Source organism: Flavobacterium sp. HJSW_4 (assembly GCF_042436695.1).
In the GTDB taxonomy this organism is placed as follows: Bacteria; Bacteroidota; Bacteroidia; order Flavobacteriales; family Flavobacteriaceae; genus Flavobacterium.
In genome coordinates this window covers 1-24,751 of sequence record NZ_JBHNPP010000030.1, presented here as the reverse complement: position 1 = coordinate 24,751, position 24,751 = coordinate 1, and the positions used below count along the sequence as shown (strand labels likewise).

General features: G+C 33.2%; 15 protein-coding genes, 1 tRNA gene and 1 pseudogene. 10 read left to right on the top strand and 7 right to left on the bottom strand.

What is annotated here, in order from left to right; translation table 11 throughout:
• The first annotated feature begins 6 nt into the window (after positions 1 to 6).
• From ACE01P_RS20585 to ACE01P_RS20555, 7 genes are all read left to right on the top strand, one after another.
• Complete coding sequence (locus tag ACE01P_RS20585; RefSeq protein ID WP_379700914.1) at positions 7 to 1,521, top strand: SusD/RagB family nutrient-binding outer membrane lipoprotein; 1,515 nt, start codon at positions 7 to 9, stop codon at positions 1,519 to 1,521.
• A 436-nt stretch (positions 1,522 to 1,957) separates the two neighbouring features.
• The gene (locus tag ACE01P_RS20580; protein WP_379700913.1) at positions 1,958 to 3,949 is read left to right on the top strand and encodes a glycoside hydrolase family 2 protein; all 1,992 of its coding nucleotides are present in this window, start codon (positions 1,958 to 1,960) and stop codon (positions 3,947 to 3,949) included.
• Between the two features lie 137 nt (positions 3,950 to 4,086).
• Positions 4,087 to 6,363, top strand: coding sequence for a GH92 family glycosyl hydrolase (locus ACE01P_RS20575; protein ID WP_379700912.1), 2,277 nt, complete (start codon positions 4,087 to 4,089; stop codon positions 6,361 to 6,363).
• A 119-nt stretch (positions 6,364 to 6,482) separates the two neighbouring features.
• Positions 6,483 to 8,768 carry a GH92 family glycosyl hydrolase gene (locus ACE01P_RS20570; RefSeq protein ID WP_379700911.1) on the top strand — a complete coding sequence of 762 codons (2,286 nt, stop codon included), beginning with the start codon at positions 6,483 to 6,485 and terminating at the stop codon, positions 8,766 to 8,768.
• A 6-nt stretch (positions 8,769 to 8,774) separates the two neighbouring features.
• Complete coding sequence (locus ACE01P_RS20565) at positions 8,775 to 10,238, top strand: glycoside hydrolase family 125 protein (protein WP_379700910.1); 1,464 nt, start codon at positions 8,775 to 8,777, stop codon at positions 10,236 to 10,238.
• Positions 10,239 to 10,259: 21 nt separating this feature from the next.
• Complete coding sequence (locus ACE01P_RS20560) at positions 10,260 to 11,159, top strand: ROK family protein (protein WP_379700909.1); 900 nt, start codon at positions 10,260 to 10,262, stop codon at positions 11,157 to 11,159.
• A gap of 173 nt (positions 11,160 to 11,332) precedes the next feature.
• On the top strand, positions 11,333 to 12,013 hold the full coding sequence (locus tag ACE01P_RS20555) for a hypothetical protein (RefSeq protein WP_379700908.1): 681 nt from the start codon (positions 11,333 to 11,335) through the stop codon (positions 12,011 to 12,013).
• Between the two features lie 194 nt (positions 12,014 to 12,207).
• Here the strand turns inward: ACE01P_RS20555 and ACE01P_RS20550 are convergent.
• The 6 genes from ACE01P_RS20550 to ACE01P_RS20525 all read right to left on the bottom strand — a co-directional run bounded on the left by ACE01P_RS20550 (position 12,208) and on the right by ACE01P_RS20525 (position 19,043).
• Positions 12,208 to 12,292: transfer RNA gene (locus ACE01P_RS20550), tRNA-Ser, on the bottom strand.
• Positions 12,293 to 12,771: 479 nt separating this feature from the next.
• Positions 12,772 to 14,055 (bottom strand): HlyD family secretion protein, encoded by a 1,284-nt coding sequence (locus tag ACE01P_RS20545; RefSeq protein ID WP_379700907.1) that lies wholly within the window; start codon positions 14,053 to 14,055, stop codon positions 12,772 to 12,774.
• 28 nt (positions 14,056 to 14,083) lie between these two features.
• The gene (locus ACE01P_RS20540; RefSeq protein ID WP_379700906.1) at positions 14,084 to 16,276 is read right to left on the bottom strand and encodes a peptidase domain-containing ABC transporter; all 2,193 of its coding nucleotides are present in this window, start codon (positions 16,274 to 16,276) and stop codon (positions 14,084 to 14,086) included.
• 2 nt (positions 16,277 to 16,278) lie between these two features.
• Entirely contained in the window at positions 16,279 to 17,853 is a 1,575-nt protein-coding gene (locus tag ACE01P_RS20535) for a vitamin K epoxide reductase family protein (protein ID WP_379700904.1), read from the bottom strand.
• Between the two features lies 1 nt (position 17,854).
• A complete protein-coding gene (locus ACE01P_RS20530; protein WP_379700903.1) occupies positions 17,855 to 18,544 on the bottom strand; it encodes an ATP-binding cassette domain-containing protein in 690 nt (229 codons plus the stop codon).
• A gap of 340 nt (positions 18,545 to 18,884) precedes the next feature.
• The gene (locus ACE01P_RS20525; protein WP_379700901.1) at positions 18,885 to 19,043 is read right to left on the bottom strand and encodes a TIGR04149 family rSAM-modified RiPP; all 159 of its coding nucleotides are present in this window, start codon (positions 19,041 to 19,043) and stop codon (positions 18,885 to 18,887) included.
• 827 nt (positions 19,044 to 19,870) lie between these two features.
• On the opposite strand from ACE01P_RS20525, the gene ACE01P_RS20520 reads away from it, so the two are divergent.
• Positions 19,871 to 20,653, top strand: a complete 783-nt coding sequence (locus ACE01P_RS20520; RefSeq protein ID WP_379700900.1) for a T9SS type A sorting domain-containing protein — start codon at positions 19,871 to 19,873, stop codon at positions 20,651 to 20,653.
• 599 nt (positions 20,654 to 21,252) lie between these two features.
• Here the strand turns inward: ACE01P_RS20520 and ACE01P_RS20515 are convergent.
• Positions 21,253 to 21,468 (bottom strand): annotated as a pseudogene (locus tag ACE01P_RS20515) (T9SS type A sorting domain-containing protein); the annotation flags it as partial.
• Positions 21,469 to 21,843: 375 nt separating this feature from the next.
• On the opposite strand from ACE01P_RS20515, the gene ACE01P_RS20510 reads away from it, so the two are divergent.
• Both ACE01P_RS20510 and ACE01P_RS20505 read left to right on the top strand, forming a co-directional pair.
• Complete coding sequence (locus ACE01P_RS20510) at positions 21,844 to 22,494, top strand: response regulator (RefSeq protein WP_379700899.1); 651 nt, start codon at positions 21,844 to 21,846, stop codon at positions 22,492 to 22,494.
• A gap of 506 nt (positions 22,495 to 23,000) precedes the next feature.
• The coding region (locus ACE01P_RS20505; RefSeq protein WP_379700898.1) for an AMP-binding protein at positions 23,001 to 24,751 on the top strand (1,751 nt) is incomplete at its 3' end.

The following is a 24,751-nucleotide window of genomic DNA, read 5'->3' as shown; positions in this document are numbered from 1 at the left end:
AAAAAGATGAAAAATAGATATATCAAAATATTTTGTGTCGCAATTGTTGGTGTTTTGACATTGGCTTCATGCGATAAAGGATTCGAAGAAATGAATACGAATCCAAATGCCTTAACAGATCCAGCTGTAAAATCGATGTTTACACTTGCTGAGATTTATGTAGACGGACAGGATTTTTCTAACACAAGAGGGAATAATATTTACGCAGCGCAGATTGTGCAGCAATTCTCGTCACCTACAGGAGCAGGTTCGAAATACTCGTATTCTTCTGAATATTCGGCAGCGCTTTTTGGTGAAACTTATGGTAAAGGATTAAATCAGATTTTCCAATTATTATCTGTAGTAGAAAATACGCCTGAAAATTCAAACATGATTCAGGCTTGTAGAATCATGAAAGTATTTTTGTTTCAAAAATTGACAGATACTTACGGTGAAGTTCCTTATTTCGAAGCAGGAAAAGGGTACAACGGAGGTGTTTATTCTCCAAAATACGATACGCAAGAAGCTATTTACAATGATCTTTTAAAAGAATTGGATGAAGCTGGAACGGCTTTAGATGCTGGAAAACCTTTCGTAGGAAATGCCGATTTGTATTACCAAAGTGATGTTGCAAGATGGAAAAAACTAGCAAACTCTTTAATGTTAAGAGTAGCAATGCGTTTGTCTAAAGTAAATCCAGCAAAAGCAAAAGAATTTGTAGAAAAAGCGTATGCTAAAGGCGTATTTACTTCAAATGATGATAGTTTGGTTTTACGCCATGATGCAGGGCCTCCGGGAGTTAAAACAAATCCTATTACTTCTGCATGGGTTAGAAATGACTTGAACGGTGGTGAAGCGAATATCAAATTCAGTAAAACTTTTATCGATTTATTGAAAAATACAAACGATCCGCGTTTAAGAATTTATGCAAAAATAGAAGCAACTGGAGATAACAGTCCAGCAAGTCAGCTAGGTTTGGCAAATGATGCAAAAGATTTTCCAGGCGGCGATAAAAAGCTTTTCTCAGATCCAAATACTTCAACAGTATTGCGTTACGATGCTCCAACATTAATTATGTCATATGCTGAGGTTCAGTATTTATTGGCAGAAGCAGCAGTAAAAGGTTGGAATGTTGGCGGATCTGATCAGACTTATTACGAAAATGGAGTAAGAGCAGCAATGAATATTTTAACGATTTTTGGAGATAAAGTGCCTGCAGTTTCATTAGCAGAATACAACACTTACATTACGACTTATCCGTTTAAATCTGGAGGAACAGAAGCAGAAAAAATCGAACAGATTATCACTCAAAAATGGATTTTATTATTGTTTAACGGTTTTGAAGCATTCTCAGAATACAGAAGAACAGGATATCCAGTTTTAGTTCCCGTAAATGATCCGACAGGAGAAACAAAAGGAACAATTCCGAGAAGATTAATTTATGATCAGTCAGAACTTATTACAAACGAGGCTAATTATAAAGAAGCAATACAGCGTCAAGGTTTAGATTTAATGACCACAAGAATTTGGTGGGATAAGTAATTTTTAAATTTGGTTGGTTAGTTAAGATAAGTCGGGTAGTGAGCATACCCGGCTTATTTTTAAATCTTGTAATTGATTGATCTAAAAAGTGAACAATTTGAAAAGTTACCTTGCAGATTCAAATGCCTTTTTTTCGCAGCAAACTAATAGAGATTCTGCTGAAAAAGATGGATTTTATTTTCTGCATTTTAAAAATTTCAAAAAACGATACTTAAAAGTTTATTCAATTATTTGAATTTAAAGCAATCCATATCAAAACCAAAATAAAGCATAAGGCAGTGGTAAAGAAGAAATTTCTAGTTGTATTTTAGAGTTACTAACAAAGAATAAATTCTACAGAGAAGGAATAAACTTGGTCATTTCTTTCCTTCTCTAAACTGCCAAATTAGTTGCCTTTTTACTAATTTTAGAAGGTATTAAAATATCACTTCATAAAATGAATTATCAAAAAAAACTTCACTGTTTCATATGCCTGTTTTTGATAGGTTTTACATCAATTGCTTTCGCGCAAAGTGTTGATTTAAAAAACAATTGGACATATCGTGAAGAGAAAACGCAAAAATGGTATCCAGCGACTGTTCCTGGAGAAATTCACACCGATTTGCTAAACAGCAAATTAATACCAGATCCGTTTTACAGAGATAATGAAGAAAAACTGCAATGGATAGAACGCAAAAACTGGGAATACAAAAACACTTTTCAGGTTACAGCAAATATGCTGAAAAAGAAAAATACAGAATTGGTTTTTGACGGACTAGACACTTATGCATCTGTATATGTAAATAATCAGTTGGTTTTAAGAGCCGATAATATGTTTCGTCAATGGCGTGTTGAGGTTAAAAAAGTCTTGAAATCAGGAAATAACGATTTACGAATTGTATTTCAATCGGCACAAAATGTAGTCGATTCATTGGCAAAAAAAGATTATCCGTTTGTAATTCCAGACAATCCGCGTGCTTATGTACGTAAAGCGCAATATCATTTCGGTTGGGATTGGGGACCAAAATTTACTACCTGCGGAATATGGAAAACGCCAAGATTGGAAGCTTATGACGAAAAAACTCCTGAGAAACCGTATGTTTTAAATCGAAAAATTGAATTGATTCAAGAACCAGATAGTTTGGGCAGATCTTTTTATTTTAAAATTGATGGAAAACCGGTTTATATGAAAGGAGCCAATTATATTCCGTCTGATGCTTTTCTGTCAAGAGTAACCAAAAAAGAATACGAAAAAATAGTTTTATCTGCCAAAGAAGCCAATATGAATATGCTCCGTGTTTGGGGTGGCGGCATTTACGAAGACGATTATTTCTACGATTTATGCGATAAATACGGAATAAACGTTTGGGAGGATTTTATGTTTGCAGGCACAATGGTTCCTGGAGACGATGCTTTTTTTGATAATGTAAAAAAAGAAGTTCAGTACCAAGTAAAAAGATTACGCCATCATCCGAGTATCGTTTTGTGGTGCGGAAACAACGAAGCTGATGAAGCTTTTAAAAATTGGGGTTGGATGAAAAGCTTTAAAATCTCCAAACAAGATTCAACTCGATTATGGAAAGATTACACGCGTTTGTTTCACGACAGTATTCCGAAATGGGTAAAAGAAGTCGATGATAAACGTCCGTATTTAAGTTCGTCGCCTTTGCATCATTGGTCAAAAGCCAAAAGCATAACCGAAGGAGATAGCCATTATTGGGGAATCTGGTGGGGATTAGAAGATATTGAAAACGCTAAAACCAAAACAGGACGTTTTGTGAGTGAGTACGGAATGCTTTCTTTGCCAAACTATTCGTCAGTCGAAAATTTCACTTCAGAAGAAGATCGTCATTTATATTCAGATGTACTAAAAGTACATTTAAAAGCGGGTAAAGGTTTTGAAAAATTAGATTCTTATCTCGGTAAATATTTTATTGATGCCTCTAAAATAAAAAAGATGAATTTGGAAGATTACGCATATTTGAGTCAGTGTATGCATTATTATTCCATAAAAAATATTGTCGGAATTCACCGTTCGAAAGCGCCTTATAACATGGGAACTTTAGTTTGGCAATTAAACGATTGTTGGCCTGTGGCAAGTTGGAGCATTACCGATTACGAAAACCGACAGCCAAAAGCGGCATGGTACGCCATAAAAGAAGCATATCGGGATGATATAAAACCAGAAATTGATCTGACGCGCCCAATAAATTTAAAATTGGAAGATCCAAAATTAAGTTGGCAGATAAAAGGAAATTCAATTATCATAAAAGCAGAAAAAGCAGCTAAATATGTTTGCATTTCTGCCAAAGGATATACAGGAAAATGGAGCGACAATTATTTTGATTTAGCTGCAGGAGAAGAAAAAATAACTTCGTTTGAAGGAAAAATAACAAAATCTGAAGTTAAGATTTATTCTTTGTTTGAGGTTTTGGAAAGAAATAAATAGAGGTTCAAAGGGACAAAGGCTCAAAGGGGCAAAGGTTTTCTGTAGAGGCGCACTGCTGTGCCTCTGCGCAAAGTGATAAAAAATACGTAAATCTTTTTTAATTATTGATTTGCATTGAAATAATAAAAACAAACAAAATGGTTAAAAAATACAACAGAATTGCTCTTGGAGGCATTTTAGCTTTAAACCTGTTTTTTGTAAATCCTGTAAATTCACAGAAGAAAAAAGACAAAGAAGTACAAACAAATTATACGCAATATGTCGATCCAATTATCGGATCAGCTGGCCATGGTCATGTTTTTGTGGGGGCTAATGTTCCTTTTGGAGCGGTTCAGCTAGGTCCGGTAAATATTTTTGAAGGTTGGGATTGGTGCAGCGGTTACAACTACGCCAGCAATACCATTTTAGGTTTTACACACACGCATTTAAGCGGAACTGGAATTGGAGATTTAAATGATATTCTGGTGCTTCCAGTAAGCGGAAAAGTTGGTTTGACCAAAGGCACAAAAGAAGATATGGTAAACGGTTACGGTTCGTATTTCTCTCATAAAAACGAAGTGACCAAACCCGGATATTACAGCGTTTTATTAGACAAATATAAAATTAAAGCCGAATTAACTGCGAGCGAAAGAGTTGGTTTTCATAAATATACTTTCGAAAACACAAATGATTCACACATTTTAATAGACCTTGCTGACGGAATTGGCTGGGACAGACCCGTAAAAACGTTCATTAAAAAAATCAGCGAAAATAAAATAGAAGGATATCGTTATTCGACAGGCTGGGCTTCAGATCAGCGCGTTTATTTTGCAATGGAATTCTCTGAACCAATTACCAATATGGCGGTTTACGATAGTACAGCTGTGGTAAAAGGGACAGAAGGAGAAGGCTTAAAAATAAAAGCGGTTTTAGATTTTAAAACCTTAAAAAATAAACAGATTCTAGTAAAAGTCGGAATTTCTCCAGTAAGTACAGAGAATGCTTCTGCAAACATAAAAGCAGAAATCCCAGATTGGAATTTTGAAGCCATTGTAAAATTAGCAGATTCAAAATGGAATAAAGAACTGAATAAAGTTCAGATAAAAGCAGATGATAAAACAATGAAAGTTTTTTATACTTCATTGTATCACACCATGTTTGCGCCTTCTATTTTTAATGATGCCAACGGAGATTACAGAGGTACAGACAAAAAAGTATACGAAAAAGCTAATTTTACCAATTACACCACTTTTTCACTTTGGGACACTTACCGCGGATTGCATCCATTATACACCATTACGCAGCCAGAAAAAATCAATGATATTGTAAAATCATTTTTAGCGATTTATGAGCAGCAGGGCAGATTACCAGTTTGGCATTTAATGGGTAACGAAACCAATACCATGAACGGAAACCATTCTATAGCCGTTATTGTCGATGCTTATTTAAAAGGATATCGTGATTACGATACGAATTTAGCCTACGAAGCAATCAAAAAAACAGCAATGCAAACGCGCGACGGAATGGATTATGTTCAAAAATTGGAATATATTCCGGCTGACAAACAATTAGAATCTGTTGGAAATGCTTTAGAATACGCAATCGATGATTATTGTATTGCTTTGATGGCGAAATCTTTAAACAAAACAGACGATTATAATTATTTTACGAAAAGAGCCAATTTATACAAAGAATATTTCGATAAAGAAACCACTTTTATGCGTGGTAAATTGACAAACGGAAATTGGAGAACACCATTTAATCCGCTTTCTTCAGCGCACCGTAAAGACGATTATGTAGAAGGAAATGCTTGGCAATACACTTGGTTGGTTCCTCAAGATCCGTACGGTTTGATTGATTTATTTGGTAGCGAAGAAAAATTTATAGCTAAACTAGATTCACTTTTCTTACTAACCGATAAAGTTGAAGGCGAGGATGTTTCACCAGATATCAGCGGTTTAATCGGTCAGTACGCTCACGGAAACGAGCCCAATCATCATATTCCGTATTTGTATGCGTATGTTGGTCAGCCTTGGAAAACAGCAAAATTAATTCGTGAAATCGATAATAAATTTTATTCGGTAAAACCGGACGGATTATGCGGTAATGAAGATTTAGGACAAATGTCGGCTTGGTATATTTTATCTTCAATGGGATTCTATTCTGTTAATCCAGCAAATGGAGTTTATGTTTTAGGAAGTCCGTTAGTAAATACTGCCGTGATTCATCATAAAAAAGATGTTTCTTTTACGATAAATGCAGTTAATAATAGTGCTTCAAACATCTATATCCAAAAAGTAGAATACAACGGAAAACCATACACAAAATCATACATCACACAAGAAATGATAGTAAAAGGCGGGGAACTAAAATTATATATGGGAAATAAACCATCAACAACATGGGGAGTTAAGAAGGAAGATAGACCTTTTTAGTTTTCAGTCGCAGTTTTCAGTCTCAGTCACAGTCCTGCAAGGTTTTTAAAACCTTGTAGGTATTATAAAAGCCATTTAACATTTTACAACTCACAATTCACCATTTACAATTCAGAAATATGAAAATAAAGAGTTTAATTTTTTTAGGAATATTGCAATCCTGCCTTTTTTTAAATGCACAGATAAAGACTTTAGATCCTGTAGAATATGTAAATCCTTTAATGGGAACACAATCGCTGCATAATCTTTCGAACGGAAATACGTATCCAGCAATTTGCAGACCTTGGGGAATGAATTTCTGGACACCTCAAACAGGAAAAATGGGCGATGGCTGGGCTTATACGTATACAGCCGAAAAGATTAAAGGATTCAAACAAACGCATCAGCCTTCTCCGTGGATGAACGATTACGGTCAGTTTTCGATTATGCCTGTTACAGGTAAATTGGCTTTCGCCGAAGACGATCGCGCGAGTTGGTTCAGTCATAAAGCTGAGGTTTCAAAGCCCTATTATTATAGCGTTTATTTGGCTGATCATGACGTTACAACCGAAATTACAACAACGGAAAGAGCGGCACATTTTCAGATTACATTTCCAGAAAACGAAAAATCTTCTATTGTAATCGATGCATTTGATAAAGGTTCGTATATCAAAATAATTCCATCAGAAAATAAAATAATCGGTTATACAACGCGCAATAGTGGAGGAGTTCCTCAAAACTTCAAGAACTATTTTGTTTTGGTTTTTGATAAAAAGTTTGAAACCAATTCGACTTGGCTGGATAAAGTTTTAAACGCTGATAAATTAGAATCAGAAGGAAATCATGTTGGTGCTGTTGTTGGATTTAAAACTAAAAAAGGAGAGAAGGTAAACGTTAGAGTAGCATCGTCTTTTATAAGTTCAGAACAAGCAGAATTGAATTTGAAAAACGAATTAGCTAAATCGACTTTTGAAGAAACTGTTGCACAATCTAAAGCAGAATGGAATAAAGTTCTTGGGAAAATTAGTGTAGAAGATACAAATGTAGATCAGTTAAAGACTTTTTATTCTTGCTTATACCGAACAGTTTGTTTTCCTCAAAAGCAATATGAAATTGATAAAGACGGAAAAATTGTGCATTACAGTCCATACAACGGAAAAGTGTTGCAAGGATATATGTATGCAGGAACTGGATTTTGGGATACTTTCCGAGCTTTATATCCTTTGTTAAATCTGGTTTATCCTTCGATAAATAAAGAAATGCAGGAAGGTTTAATCAACGATTACAAAGAAGGCGGATTTTTGCCAGAATGGTCAAGTCCAGGTTTTAGAGATGTAATGGTTGGAAATAATTCTGCTTCTGTAGTTTCTGATGCCTATATGAAAGGTTTACGGGGTTATGACATTAATACTTTGTACGAAGCTTTATTGCACGGAGCCAACAATGAAGGGCCTTTGGAAGCTGTTGGAAGAAAAGGAGTTCAGTATTACAATACTTTAGGATATGTTCCTTACGATGTAAACATCAACGAAAATGCAGCTCGAACTTTAGAATATGCTTATGATGATTTTACGATTTGGAAATTAGCGAAAGCATTAAATCGTCCGAAAAAAGAAATCAGTTTGTATGAAAAACGAATGATGAATTATAAAAATCTCTATAATTCTTCTGTTGGTTTAATGAGCGGAAGAAATAAAGACGGAAGTTTTCCAGCCAATTTTAATCCATTTAAATGGGGAGACGCTTTTACCGAAGGAAACAGCTGGCACTACAGTTGGAGCGTTTTTCATGATATTCAAGGATTAATTGATTTAATGGGAGGCGAGAAAAATTTCACAGCAAAATTAGATGCAGTATTTACCACTCCGCCAATTTTTGATGACAGTTATTATGGAGCTGTTATTCACGAAATCCGCGAAATGCAGATCATGAATATGGGACAATATGCTCACGGAAATCAACCAATTCAGCACATGATTTATTTGTACAATTATGCTGGTGAACCTTGGAAAACGCAATATTGGTCAAGAGAAGTCATGAACCGTTTGTACAAACCAACTCCAGATGGCTATTGCGGAGACGAAGATAACGGACAGACTTCTGCATGGTATATTTTCTCTGCTATGGGATTCTATCCAGTTTGCCCAGGAACAGACGAGTATGTTTTGGGAGCGCCATTATTTAAGAAAACAACCTTGCAGTTAGAAAACGGAAAACAGCTTGTTATCAATGCACCAAATAATTCAGAAACAAACAAATATGTAAACGAATTAAAATGGAATAATGCGCTTCATACCAAAAATTACATCAATCACTTTGATGTATTAAAAGGTGGAGAATTAAATTTTGATATGACAGGTTCTCCAAATTTTAAAAGAGGAACATCAAAAGAAGCATTCCCATATTCTTATTCAACTTCAAAATAAAAAGATATGCAGTCACGTAGAAAATTTATAAAAAACGCAGGCATTTTTTCAGCAGGATTATTAGCCATTCAAACAGAAGCTTTCGGATTTAATTCAGATACTTTTCAGTTTCCTTTAAAAGATTTTGTTTCGAAAAGACCTCCTGTTGCCGAAAGAAAATTTACAAGTAAAGCAATAGAAGCTGTAATCGTACGCGTTAAAAAACAAATCGCTAATCCAGAATTGGCTTGGATATTCGAAAACTGTTTTCCAAATACATTAGATACGACAGTCGATTTTGAAATTATTGACGGAAAACCAGATACCTATGTAATTACAGGAGATATTGATGCTATGTGGTTGAGAGACAGTACGGCGCAAATCTGGCCGTATATTCCGTTTGTAAAAGAAGATCCGAAATTGGCAGAATTGGTAAAAGGAGTAATTAATCGTCAAGCGAAATGTATTCTGTTGGATCCGTATGCGAATGCTTTTTATAAAGATTTTACCAAGGAAAGTGAATGGAAAAATGACCTTACCAAAATGCAACCTGGAATTCATGAAAGAAAATGGGAAATCGACAGTTTGTGTTACCCAGTTCGATTAGCACACGGCTATTGGAAAGAGACGGGAGACATCAGTTTATTCGATGCAAAATGGAAAGAAGCGATGCTTTTAGTTTTGCAGACTTTTAAAGAACAACAAAGATTAGACGGAAAAGGCGGGCCATATAGTTTTCAGCGTCAGACGGCTTGGGCGACAGACGGAGTTCCGTTAGGAGGTTACGGTTATCCTGTAAAACCATGCGGATTAATTGTTTCGACTTTCAGACCAAGCGATGATTCTACCTTATTCGGTTATTTGATTCCGAGTAATATGTTTGCTATTGAAATATTAGGTTATTTGATCGAAATTTTCTCTCTTCCAGCTTTAAAAGACAATGATTTAGTTGCAAAAGCTACAGAATTAAGAGATCAAGTTCAAAAAGGTTTGAATGAACACGGAATTATCAATCATCCTAAATTCGGAAAAATCATTGCTTTTGAAGTAAACGGATATGGCAGTTTCCACATGATGGACGATGCTAATGTTCCATCTTTATTATCATTACCTTATTTAGGTGCAATTGCTCCAAATGATCCTTTGTATTTGAATACAAGAAAAGTGGTATTGTCAGAGAATAATCCGTTTTTCTACAAAGGAAAAGCAGGAGAAGGAATTGGTGGTCCACACACTGGAGTCGATACAATCTGGCCTATGAGTATTGTTTTGAGAGCCATTACAAGTGTCGATGAAAAAGAAATAAAGGCTTGCATTAGTAATTTAATTAAAACCAATGCTGATACTGGATTTATGCACGAATCCTTTCATAAAGACGATGTAAATAAGTTTACTCGCAAATGGTTTGCATGGGCGAATACCTTATTTGGCGAAATGATTGTACACACAAGTATTCATTATCCTCAAATTTTAAAAGACAAAACTATCTAGTACTAAGTAAAATAAGTAGAAATGAATGCATCACACGCCATTGGGCTGGATATAGGAGGAACACATATTACTGCTGCGGTTATAAATAAAACGGAGATGAAAGTTTTGGACTTTTCGCTCTGTAAAGAATCTTTTGATTCGAATTTACCAGCAGATGAGGTTATGAATATTTGGAAAAAAGTAATCTGTACCTCAATGGAAAATTCTAAAATAAAAGATATTACAGGAATAGCCATTTGCATGCCAGGCCCATTTGATTATAAAAACGGCATCTGTTGGATTAAAGATCAGTCCAAATATGAACATTTTTACGGATTAAACATTAGAGAGTTGCTTTTGGAAACTCTCGGTTTTCCATCAGATTTTCCGGTTCTTTTTGAAAATGATGCGGTTTGTTTTGGGAAAGGAGAAGTTTTCAAACAACAAGAGAATCTTTCTAAAAAAGTAATGGCCATAACATTAGGCACAGGATTAGGAGCTTGTTTTATTAATAAAGGAGTGTCAATCAGTACAGGAAATTCTGTTCCAGCTGATGGTGAAATTTACAATTTGCCTTATAAAGATGGTATTGCAGAAGATTATGTTTCTGCTAGAGGGCTTTTATCGCATTACAAATCTTTAAATGGTCTTGAACTTAATAATGGCTTAGAATTGTATCATCTAGCGAAAAGCGGAGATCAATCGGCAATTCAAGTATTTGAAAGAATGGGAGAGGATTTAGCAGCAGTTATTATTCCGTGGATTAAAAACTTTACAGTAGATCACATTATTATTGGCGGAAAAATTGCCAATGCAAGCGATTTGTTTTTATCATCGTTTAATAAAGCAATTCAGGAATCTGACTTAAAAGTTGAGGTTTCTATTTCAAATGACAATGAAATAGCAGCCTTGTTAGGGGCAGTAAGTTTTCTTTGTGATTAAAATACAAACGGATGCGAGAAGTTGCTCATCCGTTTTTATTTTGAATATCATAATCAATAAGTGCCTTTTCAGCAAACGTATAAGAAATATATGTACTTTTGTTTCGAATGATTTTGGCATTTAAATAAGATGGCTAGCGCCTAAAAGTAGTGTAATAATAGTAAAAAAGAAATATGGAACTTGGCAGAACAGGAACAATGAGAACTCTTGGAATTTATAAAATAATTCAAGACGCACCCCGTTTTAATTTCCTGTTGTATATCAGCGGGTTATTGTTTAACGTTCTTTGTTTGGCTGCGTTGGTATTTGATTTTTACGAAGCAGAGATTTTTTCAGGGCTTCTAATCAGTAACGGTTTTTTTATGATCATTTATTATTTTTCGAACAAGAGAAAAGTAATAGGTTTGGAGTTATTATTACAGTCGGGAGTTTTTGCTCTTTGCATAGGCATTATTACTTTATTTGACTGTTTGAAAATTTTGAACGTAAATGATTTTTTTTTATTCTACTTTTTTTCAGCAGGACTTGTCAATCTTATGCTAGCAAGTTCTCTTGGCCTATATGGAATGATAGATTGGAACAGTTTTAAAAATTTCAGCATAATCGTTATTTTACTTTCTATCGCAGGATTTCTGTTTATTGTATATGATTTGCCAGGAGGAGTTCTATTTCTTGTCGCTGCTTCTATTTCCTATGGATGTGCAAGAATAAAATTAGCACTTAATTTTTCCGAATTAAGCAGGTTTCCTCAAAAAGTAAGTCAGCAGATTTATTTGAAAATAGAAGGAGCTAAGAATGAATATTTTGAAGCCTTAAAGAAGAACTGGGATGCTGATGAAGATCTATATCTTTAATATGTTTTTTGAAGATTTAAATTTATTTTAAAGTCTGTACTTTTTTAAAAGATTTATAAATAAAATTAAGATGCGATTTTTGTATATATTGAAAATACGCTTAAAATACAAAACCCTGAGAATCATTTGATCTTCAGGGTTTATTTTTTTTAGCTTTTTTGTAAACTTTAAAAAGTCTCTTTTTAAGCTTTTAGCGGAGAAAGAGGGATTCGAACCCCCGGACCTGTTACAGTCAACAGTTTTCAAGACTGCCGCATTCGACCGCTCTGCCATTTCTCCAGTATGTCGCTCTCATTATCTGATTGCGGGTGCAAAGATAATATGTTTTTTTGAATGAAAAAAATTTTTTCACACTATTTATATCGAAGTTGTACTAGTAAGTTATTTAAAAGTGAAGCCACAGAAAAATACATTGTTAGGATTTTTATTTGGGTATGCTAGATAAACTACAAAAAAATAAGATCGGATTTTTTTGTAAACTATTGATATGCTATCTAAGTAATTTAAATTTTTTAAGAACATTTAGATTATTCCATAAAATTTTATTTTCGATTAAATATTTAAATGCTATACTGGATTTTTTAGGTGTTTTTGATTGAGTGCTAATGATAGATATGAATACAGGGTTGAATTAACACTCTTCTAAAATCGAAATGGAATTCTGAAGTAGATTTATTTGATATAACTATTTTTTTTTTATTTTTTATAACTATTTTTAAATCAGACATTTGTATCGTTTTATTGCTTTGCTTAATTATTTAATTTTTAAACAGATCCCTGAACTGGTACAGCAATCGCTCAATAAGTCTTAAATCTTCTGTTACAATATCTGCCTTACCAATCATTTCCTGTTGGAAGCTTATTCTTTTTTTGTATGAAGTTAATAGCCCTTTTGGAAGTGAAACATCAATTAATAAATTTCCGTCTTTATCAGGAACCATTGAAATGTTTTTTACGGTTCCATCTATTATTCCAAATTCCCTGTCCGGATAATTGAGAAGTCTGATATGCACCTTCTGACCGATCCTTATTTTTCCCGAATTTTGAGCTGCAGCTTTTACCTTACCAATGTATTGATTTTCTTTAATCGGGACAATGGTAAAAACATTGTCCCCCGCTGTTACGGACTGGTTTGGGGACCAAAATTCTAGGAATGAGACTCGGCCGTTAAAAGAGGAGGAGAAAACATGATTCAATTCCCAGTTTTTGACTTCGTTTTTAAGATGATAAAAAGACTGTGTTAAATTTCTCTCCAAATTTACGTTTTCTTTTTCTGCCTCTATTTTTGTTGTTTTCGAATTTTTATGAAGCTCGTTAAGAGATGATTTTGTTTGGGAAATTGTACTTAGAAGGCTTCTATAGGCTCTATTGGACTGAAGATATTCCAGTTTATGCTTATCAAGTTCCTGGGAAGAGATGATGCCTTTACTATAGAGGCTTTCATATCTTTTCAAATCTTCCTTCCGTAACTCCATTTCATTCAGGTTGATGCTTTTCTGTGTCTCAAGTAAATTAAGACGTTCTTTTAACTGTAGCAGTTCGCCGTTTTGCGCTTCGCTTTGAATCTGAAATGGATGCAGTTGATCATTAAGCTGTTCCGATAGGTATTCTTTTTGAAACATAGCATAAGATGCCTCAATATCTCCAAGCTGGGCAGATTTCATTTTTTCAAATGGAAATCTGGATCTGCCGATCTTTATGGTGTCCAGGATTGTCTTCAATAAAAAAACATCAGAATACTTTGCCGAACTTTCCAACACTGCTATTGGCTGGCCTTTAGAAACATTGTCGTTGTTTCTCACCAATATAGCTTCAATTTTTCCAGATATCCTAGCTGCTATTTTTTCTGGCGGTATATTGGTGGTGACGCTTATCTGAGTTGTTATGATATCAGGATACTTCACTAGCCAGGAGATAAAAAAAATCAGCACTAAAATCATAAGCACAACAAAAGAACCGTATCGGATTGCCCAATTTGGCATTTTCTCCAATATGTCCTGCATTTCTTCACTTCTTAATTCAATTTCTCTGTTTTCGGTCATTTTGTATTAAACTTTTCTTTTTCGAAAATTAATTTCCTAATTCTAATTGATTTTTCACCAGTCTGTAATAGCTTTTCTGCTGGCGAACAAGTTCATCATGGGTTCCCATCTCTGTAATTTTTCCCTTTTCGAGAACCACGATGTTGTCAGCGTTTATGACTGTGCTTAATCGGTGGGCAATGACGACCACGGTTTTGTCTTTAAAAAAGAAATTTAGCTTTTTCATTATTTCCTTCTCATTATTGGCGTCTAAGGCACTGGTTGCCTCGTCGAAAAACAGCATTTCGGGGTTCTTGTAAACTGCTCTGGCTATTAACAGACGCTGCTTCTGGCCAGTGCTCATGCCGATGCCTTCCATACCTATTTTGGTATTGAAGCCCAGAGGGAATTCATCAATGAAACTTCGGATATTGGCCACGTCAACAGCATAGAGAAGGCGATCTTTATCTATTATGTCGACACCTACTGCTATGTTGTTGGCTATAGTATCATTAAAAATATAACCCTCCTGCATGACTGTTCCGATATGATGCCTCCAAGTTTTTTGGGAGATTCTTTCCAGAGGTATCTTATTTAATGATATATTTCCAGAATTTGGGTTGTAGAATTTCAGAAGCAATTTCATTAATGTTGTTTTGCCGCTTCCGCTTGTTCCCACTATTGCAGTAACTTTATTGGCTGGTATTACTAAATTCAAGTTTTCTAAAACATTCGTGTCCGAACCGATGTACCTGAAAGATAAGTCATTTATTATTATGTCTTCATCTTGCGGGATTTCAGTAACTTTTTCTTTGCTGTCCTGGATTTCGTCATCTTTCTCATGAATTTCAGATAATCTGGCCAGCGATATTTTTGCATCCTGTACTTCCCTTATGAAATTTATCAGTTGGACAATTGGTCCATTGAGATTGCCCACTATGCTGCTGATAGCCATCATCATCCCAAGGGTTATGCTACCATCTATAACCAATTTTGCAGAAAGGAAAATGATAAGAATATTTTTTAATTCATTGATGAAATTGGAGCCGATATTCTGTGTCTGCTCAAGTGCTAGGCCTTTTAGGGACACTTTAAAGAGCCTTGCCTGTATGAATTCCCATCCCCATCTCTTCTGTCTTTCTGCATTGTGAAGCTTGATTTCCTGCATTCCGTTTATAAGCTCAATAACTTTACTCTGTTCCTGTGAAACTTCTGAAAATTTTTTATAATCCAGTGTTTTTCTCTTCTTTAGAAAAAGTATAATCCATAGGAAATACAGCAGGCTTCCAGTAAAAAATACAGCGAAAATCGTTAGATTGTAATAGGCAAGTATCCCCCCCATTATAATCATATTGATCGTTGAGAATAAAACATCAAGTGAGGATGTGGTCAGGATTTTTTCAATTCTGCGGTGATCATTTATTCTTTGCATAATATCGCCGGTCATCCTTACATCAAAAAATGAAATTGGAAGATTCATCAGCTTTATGAAGAAATCGGAGATTAGCGAAATGTTGACTCTTGCCGACAGATGAAGTAGTATCCAGCTGCGGATCAATTCAAGGACGGTTTTGCCTATAAATAAAAACAGCTGGGCAATTAAAATCAGATATATGAAATTTATGTTCTGATTCTGTATGCCGACATCCACCACACTCTGGGTTAAAAAGGGGATAATTAGCTGCAGTAAGCTTGTGGCACTTAATCCAAGTATAAGCTGTATAATGTATGATTTATAAGGAATGACATACTTAAATAATAGAGAAAAGCCGAATGCACGGTTTTTTTCTTCATCATCGGTATTCTGATAGAATTTGGGAGATGCTTCCATTAAAAGGGCAATGCCTTCAGGGGTATCTCCATCTGCTTTCTCGCCGATCCAGAATTTTAAAAAATCTTTTTCTGAATATTCTATGATTCCGTGCGCCGGATCTGAAATGTAATAGACATTGTTTTTGGTCTCGTATAAAACTACATAATGGCATCCATTCCAATGAAGAATGCAGGGAAGCGGCAGGTCTTCCAATTTTTTTGATGATATTTTTACGCCCAGAGTTCTGAAGCCTATTTTTTCAGCCCCATCGCTCAATGACATCAGATTGCTTCCTTCTCTATTGGTATCGCATAAATCCCTCAATGCCTGTATATTGATGATTCTTCCGTAATGTTTAGAAATTATCTTAAGGCATGTCGGTCCGCAGTCCTTAAAATCTGCCTGTTTATAATGGGGGAATTTTTTCACGGCTATAAGGTGTCTTCAAGTAAATCATTAATAAAAAATTCAATATTTTCAATATCGTAAACATTTGGATACCTGTACCCCATGATATAGACTGACGGGGTCTGTACCACATTTGTTTTTAAACACCAATGGTATTGCGATCTAAGTAAATCAGTATATCTGTTTTCGGAATCGCCAAAGCCGTATTTTTCAAGCCATAGATCCGAGCTGTTCATTTCAAACCAGCTGTCGAGTGCTTTTGTAAATGTATATGCTCCCTCTTCAATGTAGATGCCGAGCAGATCCGTATAAACCTTTCTGATATCCACATTCTCATTGTCCCAATCGCATTTAAGGATCAAATGGATTTTTAAGGATTCATATTTATTAAGCTCCCTTTTTAAAACCTTGTATGCCGCTTCGCAGTGCGGGCATTTGAGGCTTAAAATAAGAAGAAAAGAAAGCGGGGAGTTGTCGCTGCCAAGGAAAATGCTTTCTAATGGAAGTTCTATTTTTTTCTGTGATAATAAAGCGCTTCTGAATAAGGGATAATTGCGCTGAAATTTGTTCGACTTTATTTCAGACTCTTTAAGTTTCTTTAGTTCTGCCAGATTTTTTTTTATTGTGTTCCAAATCAGTAGCGTTGTGGCTGCTATAAAAGCGTGCACTATAATTGTCTTGAGAGTTAAATTTGCTCCAAAATCCAATAAGAAGATCCAGCCGATCTCAAAAAGTAATGTTGCCATAATGGCCAAGCATGTCGGGCACCATTTTTGGACTATGAACTTCTGATAATAAATCGAAGCTATTATAAGTGGAACTGAAGAAAAAAGAAGGATCCCCTGTATTGAAAAGTAAGAATCTAACTGTTTTACAAGCAGTAAAAGCAAATAGGCTAATAACTGGAATGTAAAAAAAACAATACTTAATGTATTGAAATTCAGTTTTTTGAATAATTTCCATTTGCTGGAAGCGGTTACTGCCTCGCAATCCATAGATTCACCTGAATTACAAAATCTGTCAATAATGCTACTTCTTATGTCAAATAGGCTTTTAAGGCTAATAACTGAAAAGATAGTGCCTGCAGCAGGAAACAGGATAAATAGTTTTGCCGCGATTTTAATATTTGAACTGAATAAAAATGCAGAAAGGCAGATTCCGATTAAGGCTATTAAAAATGCATTGAAGAGGTTTTTTGATTTTGGTTTTGTCAGCAGATCATTTTTTTCGGCAAGTAAAGCAACATTAAGCCATCTGGTATTTAACTCCATGGAAGATATTTTTGTTTTGCCTTGTTCGGAAATGGAGAAATAATCATTTTCTATTTTCTCGATGAAATGATATTTTGGATGACTTTCGCCGTCTCTTAAAACAGTCAGAAAATAGTCAGGCAAGTCGCTAATTTCAGAGGGACCGACTTTGAGTGCAGCATTTTTAACCCCAAATAAATTCAGCGTATCGCTGATTGCCAACATGGAGGGAAACTCGCTGTGCGACTCAAATTCAAAAATAAAGTCAGATTTTGGAAGAACAATTTCTTCTTTTTGCAAATATTGAAAAATATAATTAAAATTTTCTCTTGTAACGGTATCAGGCATATTATTTTGTTGTGGTAATCTCGTTTGTTAGATTTGGCTGCAGGTAGCCATACTTCTTTAAGTCTTCTTGGTCTGATGTGAGCTTGCAGCTACAGTCTCTGACCAGATATTTTTTTGTGCATATATCCAGAACATCCAAATAATTGTGATCTGTAATTATGACACCTTTAGTCTCCGATGACTTGACAATCAACCCTTTTACATCTTCAATTATAATCGGGGAAAGGCCTGCAAATGGTTCGTCAAGCATTACGAATCTGCTCTTTTGCAATAAAACAAGTTTTATTTCAAGGTAGCGGAGTTCCCCGCCCGAGAGATCTTTTATTTTATTGTCTACAATCTTGTATATATTAATGTCATTGAAAAAAATATCGTTATGGTTTATTCCTAAAAAAAGTTCTGCGGCTTTTTTTACGGTGAAATGTTTGGGAATAAAGCTGACCTGCGGAAGATAAGATATACATTCCTTTAAAAGGTATGGAGTGGGAGAGATGATACCATTTATTTTTAAATGCTTATAATCGGCAGGCTCAATTCCAAAAATGATTTTTAACAGCGTTGTTTTTCCTGTTCCGTTTCTGCCAAACAGCCCAATTATATCTTTCGTCTCACATTTTAAATGCACATCGGAAAGGATCGTTCTTGTTCCATAATTTTTGACAATACTGTCGATTTCCAGAATGTTATGCATTGAAGAGAATCAGGATTATTATTGATATTAGTGCATTAATGGCAAACGTAAAAAAGTATAAGTGCAGTTTTGCCATTTGGCTATTGTAGTAAAAGAAAAAATCATTTTTCCTATAATACTCCTTAAACAGTAAAGCTGCCAGTAAGCCTAATGTGCAGAAAATTAAACAAAATGTTACTGTCTTAAAATTAAATAAAAGGGAAAGGGTTGCAGTGCCAGCACTTATAGGCAGGGAACTCTTATAAAATTCTACGAACATGCTAAGTTTTTTCATTTTAGTTAGGAAGATTAAAAATCAAAAAAACCTTCGATTTTGATCTCAAAGGTTTTTAATTGTTTATTAACAGCCGTATGATAAATCACACCACCATTCCCATAATTGGTTATAGCATTTAGTGCATACGTGATCTGGCGGATATTTACCACCGCTTACTTTTTTCATTTCTGTTCTTGATAATTTTTCCTTAACTCCACTAAGGTTGATTTTAGATTTTTTCATCTTTTCGATTTTTGTTATTTAATAAAAAAATGTTTAAAATTTTAACATATAAAGTAGCTTTTTCTGAACTAGTGCACTTAGTCTATTAGGAATGCTTTAATGATAAATTCTGTCCAAAAGTAAAATTATTAGTTATAATAACAAATCTTAAACTAAGAAAAAACTTAAAAAAAAATATATTTTAATTCCTGTTTTTAAATAAAAGAATGTAAAAACCTAATAATTAATTGTTTAATATAGCTTTTTTCTTTCTTTTGTAAAATGTTAAATTTTTGTTTTAATAGAAATTCAGAGCCAAATTTATCTTTATTTTGTAAGTTTTTATTACGGGAATCCACATTTTGCAATAATTTTTGACATTAAAAACTAGTGCAATTTACCAGATGTGTTGGCGGTTAATTATTGCACCTGACATTTGCAGTATAACAACAGTTTATCGCAATATCGCATAAAAATTAAAACAGCTTTCAGGCTTATTTTCTGGATTTCTTGTTTTCAAAAACACCATGTGCCAAGATTTTGCCACAAAACTAAAACTGGCAAAAAATCAGTAAAATTCGACTAGCTTTCTGTGGCAAAATTGTAGCGGTTTAATGTGTGATATTCAAAACTTTATAATGATATTAATATGAAAAACTTTAAAATAAATAAAATGGTTTTGTATGTTTGAAAATGAAAAATGAGAAAACATAGGGCTAAATGTAATTATAGAAAATAAAGCTATTTTACCAAAATTGAATAAAAAGATATATTACAAAACTAACAATTGATGGCTATTTTAAATCCCAAAGCCAAAACACAAAAAATGTCGGGAACTATAAATATTTATGAGAAAAATTATTTTAGGCTTAATTGCTACAGTTTCAATTTCAACTTTGTCTTTTGGACAAGCTACATTAGAACATTCATATAGTTCAAATTGGACAAATAATCAAAATAACTGGGGAGCCCTTGAAGCTGCTGGAGGACCTTTAAGTGCATTTAATGTTGAAAGTGGTATTTGTTATTATACATTGGATATTCCTTGGGATAATACAGCAATTAATATTATGAGAATATATAATGAACAACATGTATTAATTAAGACAGTTAATTTTCCAACAAGACCAAATAGAATTAATTTTATCACTGACAAATTATTTAATCAGGATAATTTAATTGAAATTTTGTATACTGACAATTACAATCTATGTCTTATAAATGAAAATAGTGTTGTGGTTCAAATTATTCAGAATAAGGGATTTGCAAGAGTAATTAAAACACCTAGTGATAAATATAAATTGGTGGTAAGTACAAACGGAGGTGATAATAAACTTTTATATGATGTATACTCACTTTCTGGTACATTGTCTGTGCCTCAGCAAGACGTTTACCTAAAAACTTCGTTTGTAGGCTATCCAAATCCCACAGATAGCAACATAAATATCACAAACAAATTGACCGATGGAGAAAAAGGTGTTTTAGAAATCTTTGATGCAAACGGAAAAAAAGTAATTGCAAAAAATATAACTGGAGGTAGTAAAGAAATAAGCTTAGATGTTAGTGAATTAAGCAATGGCGTTTACATTTATAAATTAAATGGGCAAACAAATAGGTTTATAAAAAAATAACGGAAATAGGAATATAAAAGATTAAAACAGAAACCTTCAATACACCTATTGAGGGTTTCTGTTTTACGGATGGCTTATTAGATAATACAATAATTATGAATTTAACAGTAAAGAAAAATCATTTATAGTCTCAGCCAGACAGCAAATTAATAAGGGGTTTGGTAAAAAAGTAACACGCCTATTTTTTTGTAAAAATAGATGTATTCTAATTTTGAAGAAGGGCATGCTGCCATCTGAACCTCAGTACAGAAGGGGCTAATTTTAATGATTTAAGAAGGATTTGAAAAGTTATTCGCCACGAGTATGCAGTATAATGAAAAAGTAGATTATTTGTAAAACCGCCTTAATTTTTTGTGGCAAGAAGGTATCCCTTCCAAACAAACAAACTTTTATGTTTTTTAAAGAAGTTATCTTTTGTTAATTCTTATTTTTTAAACACATTTACCCAGTGGTTGTTACAAATATACAATATTCGGCTAAAAGAAAATTTATAGATTGTCGATTAGTATCCTTTTAATTGAATCTAAAAATTATAGACGGAAATGTTAAAATAAGATTCCCTGCTTTAAATTGTATTTAAGTGATATGAGGTTTTTGATTTATTCTGCAAATATTTTTTGAATACTTGTCCTTGCCGAATTAGTGGTTCTCAGGAAGTATACTCCTTTGTTTAAATTAGAAATTGGGATAGAAATAAGATTATCGTTATTATTTAATCTAGAAAAGACAGTCTCGCCATTCATTTTGGTAATATAAGCATTAAATGGCAATCCGACACTTGAAGAAACATTGATTGATGATCTTTGTTTTACAGGATTTGGATATGCGACAAAATTTCCAGTAGGAGTAGAATCTGGAAGGTGACCTACGTCTCATTTTTTTGCTTTTTTTATGCTCAAAGTATTTGAAGATCCCGCTGAAGTCAAGTAAAATTTGACATCATCATGATCAAGCCATTTATTAGCAGACCCTGCGTAATGATAGAAACCAGATTCGCAGCTGTTGTTGGTTGCCAAACTTAATATAGATAATTAGCCATTTATGCTCAAAACGGCGAATAGGAAAATTTTTACTTAAAATGAGGAAAACCGTAATGATATAATATGTAAACTTTCTACATTCGTTTTTAAGTTAAAAAGTAGTATTAATATTAGAAATCTATTTTAAGAATGAACTTGAATTACGAAATTTTGATTGTAGACGATCATCCAATGATTATAGACCACTATAGTAACTTGCTAACTAAAACTGGTTTTATAAAAAACAAAATAAATATTAAAAGTTATAACTACCAAGATGTCTACAGCAATTTATTTTTGAATCTAAAATTTCAAAAGAACATTAATTTAGCACTATTAGATGCTGCTCTAACTCCAAACAAAGGATTTGATTTTAATAATTTTCTAGATTTTGCTTTATTTATTAGAACAAAATTTACAGAGTGCAAGATAATTATAAGCATTATGCATACTGATTCTTTGGTAATTGATAAGATTATAAAAAAGATAAAACCGGAAGGTTTTTTTTCTAAAAGTGATGTGTGTTCTAAATCGTTTTCTTCAATTTGTGGAGAAATTATTGATGGTAATGTATACTATAGTCAACGTATTGTTGAATCTCAAAAGGAATTGTTTAAGAAAAATATAAATTGGGACAGTCATGATAATGAAATATTACTTTTAATTTCTCAAGGGATTAAGACTATTAATTTACCAAAATATATTCCTCTGTCTATGAGTGCTATTGAAAAAAGAAAAGCGAATATAAAAGATCAACTTTTAAAAGGAAAAGGTACTGATAAAGATTTAATATTTCATGCAAGAAAGATTGGATTACTGTGAGGTTAAATTTGTCATTGGCTATTTTCTGATATTTCATGATTATTAGATCGTATCGTTTTTTTATTGTAAGTCCGTAACGATTATTCAAAAAGCCCGTAATTTTTACATAAATGTTCCTGTTATTTTCGTAAAAAAGTTAATTATGTTGAGATGTAAATAAATAATATTTTTTGAGTTATGTATTTAAGTAATGTGAATATGTCTTCATTTTAACTGATTTTAAGTGAGTTGTGAAAAATCAATATAAAGAATCAAGGACTTCAATTAATATGTGCACATGTTTTTAAAAAATAGACATTTTAATTTGCTGAATTACAAATATTAAATCAACATAGTTAAATGACTAATTCAAAGTATTTTATTTGATTTAAGGGGAAATCAAGACTTTATGGAAAATAGTTTAGAATAGAAATGGAGAGTCTTAGGTAATCCTTCCAAATGGTTATTAAATTAAGGTTGTATAATAGAATGCTGGTTGTGACCAGAAAATAAGAATGTTAAATTTAATGGATAAGTATACGGTGACAAATATTAATTTAGTTTCAAAATATTGGAAGAAAAAGATATTAAATAGAGGGGAAGTTCTCAAGACGTATCAGAATCAAAATAATCTGCCATGTATTGCTATTAATGTTAATGAATTAAATTATTTTAATAGGCTTACCAATAGAAAACCAATTGCCCAATATACTGTTATAACTGCTATTTATTCTTTTTTGTTAAAGAAACTGATTAATGAATTTGATGGTTATGTTATTTCAGACTATAAAGATCTATGTAAATCTTTACTTCTATCATTTCCTGTAGATTTAAATATTTCATTCAAAGATTATCTTCAAAAAGTAAAACACGAAATTTTAGAGACCTTAAGCCATGACAATTTCAATAAAGAAAGTGTAGAAAAAAAAGTTTTTGAGGGTTTTGGTTTTCTATCCAATTATGGAATTAATATTAACGCAGATGTTAAGTCAGACTGTAATGGTCTTTTATTTGATGTAAAAATCAATGGTAATCAAGATATAAAAATTCAAGTTTCTTACATAGAAGGATTTGTCAATCCATTAATAGCTGACTATTTAGTTCAACATTTTAGATACTTTCTAATTAATTTAGAAGACAATATCGCAGTTAATTTGTCTCAATATCCCCTATTGACTGACATAGAGAAAAAACAACTATTAGTTGAATTCAATAATACTGAAGTAGGGTACCCTAAAAACAAAACAATAGTAGATTTATTTGAAGAACAAGTTATAAAAACACCAAATAATACAGCTGTTACATTTCAAGGATGCTCATTAACTTACAAAGAATTAAATGAAAAGGCGAACCAATTAGCTCGTAGTATTTCTTCTAAATATAATATAAATAAAGGAGATATAGTCGGTGTCTTTTTGCCCAAATCAGATATTGGGGTTATTACTTTATTATCCATATTAAAATTAGGGGCAGTCTATTTGCCTATAGACACTCATTATCCGCAAGAAAGAATTGATTACTTAATAAAAGATAGTGGCTTGAAATTGCTAATTGGTAACGGTTTTGATTTAATAACAGCAAATTGTGATATACTAAATATTAATGACATTAATTTAGAAAAATATAGTAGCCAAAATATATACAAAGAAATTTCATCCAAAGATTTAGCATATATCATTTACACTTCGGGTTCTACAGGACGGCCCAAGGGTGTCATGGTAAAACATACCAGTAACGTTAATATGTCTCTGGATCAGATTAAATCATTTAAGATTACCGAAAAAGATAAAGTAGTATGGTTTGCTTCCGTTTCTTTTGATGCCTCCATATCGGAAATCATGATGTGTTTATATATTGGATCAACTTTATGTATTCCAACAGAAGAAATCATTAAAGATAAAGATGAATTTGTAAGATTCTTAAAAGAAACAAAATCAACGGTCGTTACTTTTCCTCCAAGCTATTTAGGATTGTTATCTCAAGATGATATTTCAGTATTAAGATGTATTATTACTGCGGGAGAATCCGCAAATCCTAGTAAAGCATTAGAAATTATAAAATCAGGAATTGATTATTATAATGCCTATGGCCCTACCGAATGTGCGGTTTGCGTTTCTATATATAAAGTTACAGAGAATGATATTGACAAAACAATTATCCCTATTGGCAAACCCATTTCTAATACGAGACTTTACATATTGGACGATTCTCTAAATCCTGTTTCTATAGGAGTAATAGGAAAGCTGTACATTTCTGGATCTGGACTGGCTCGCGGTTA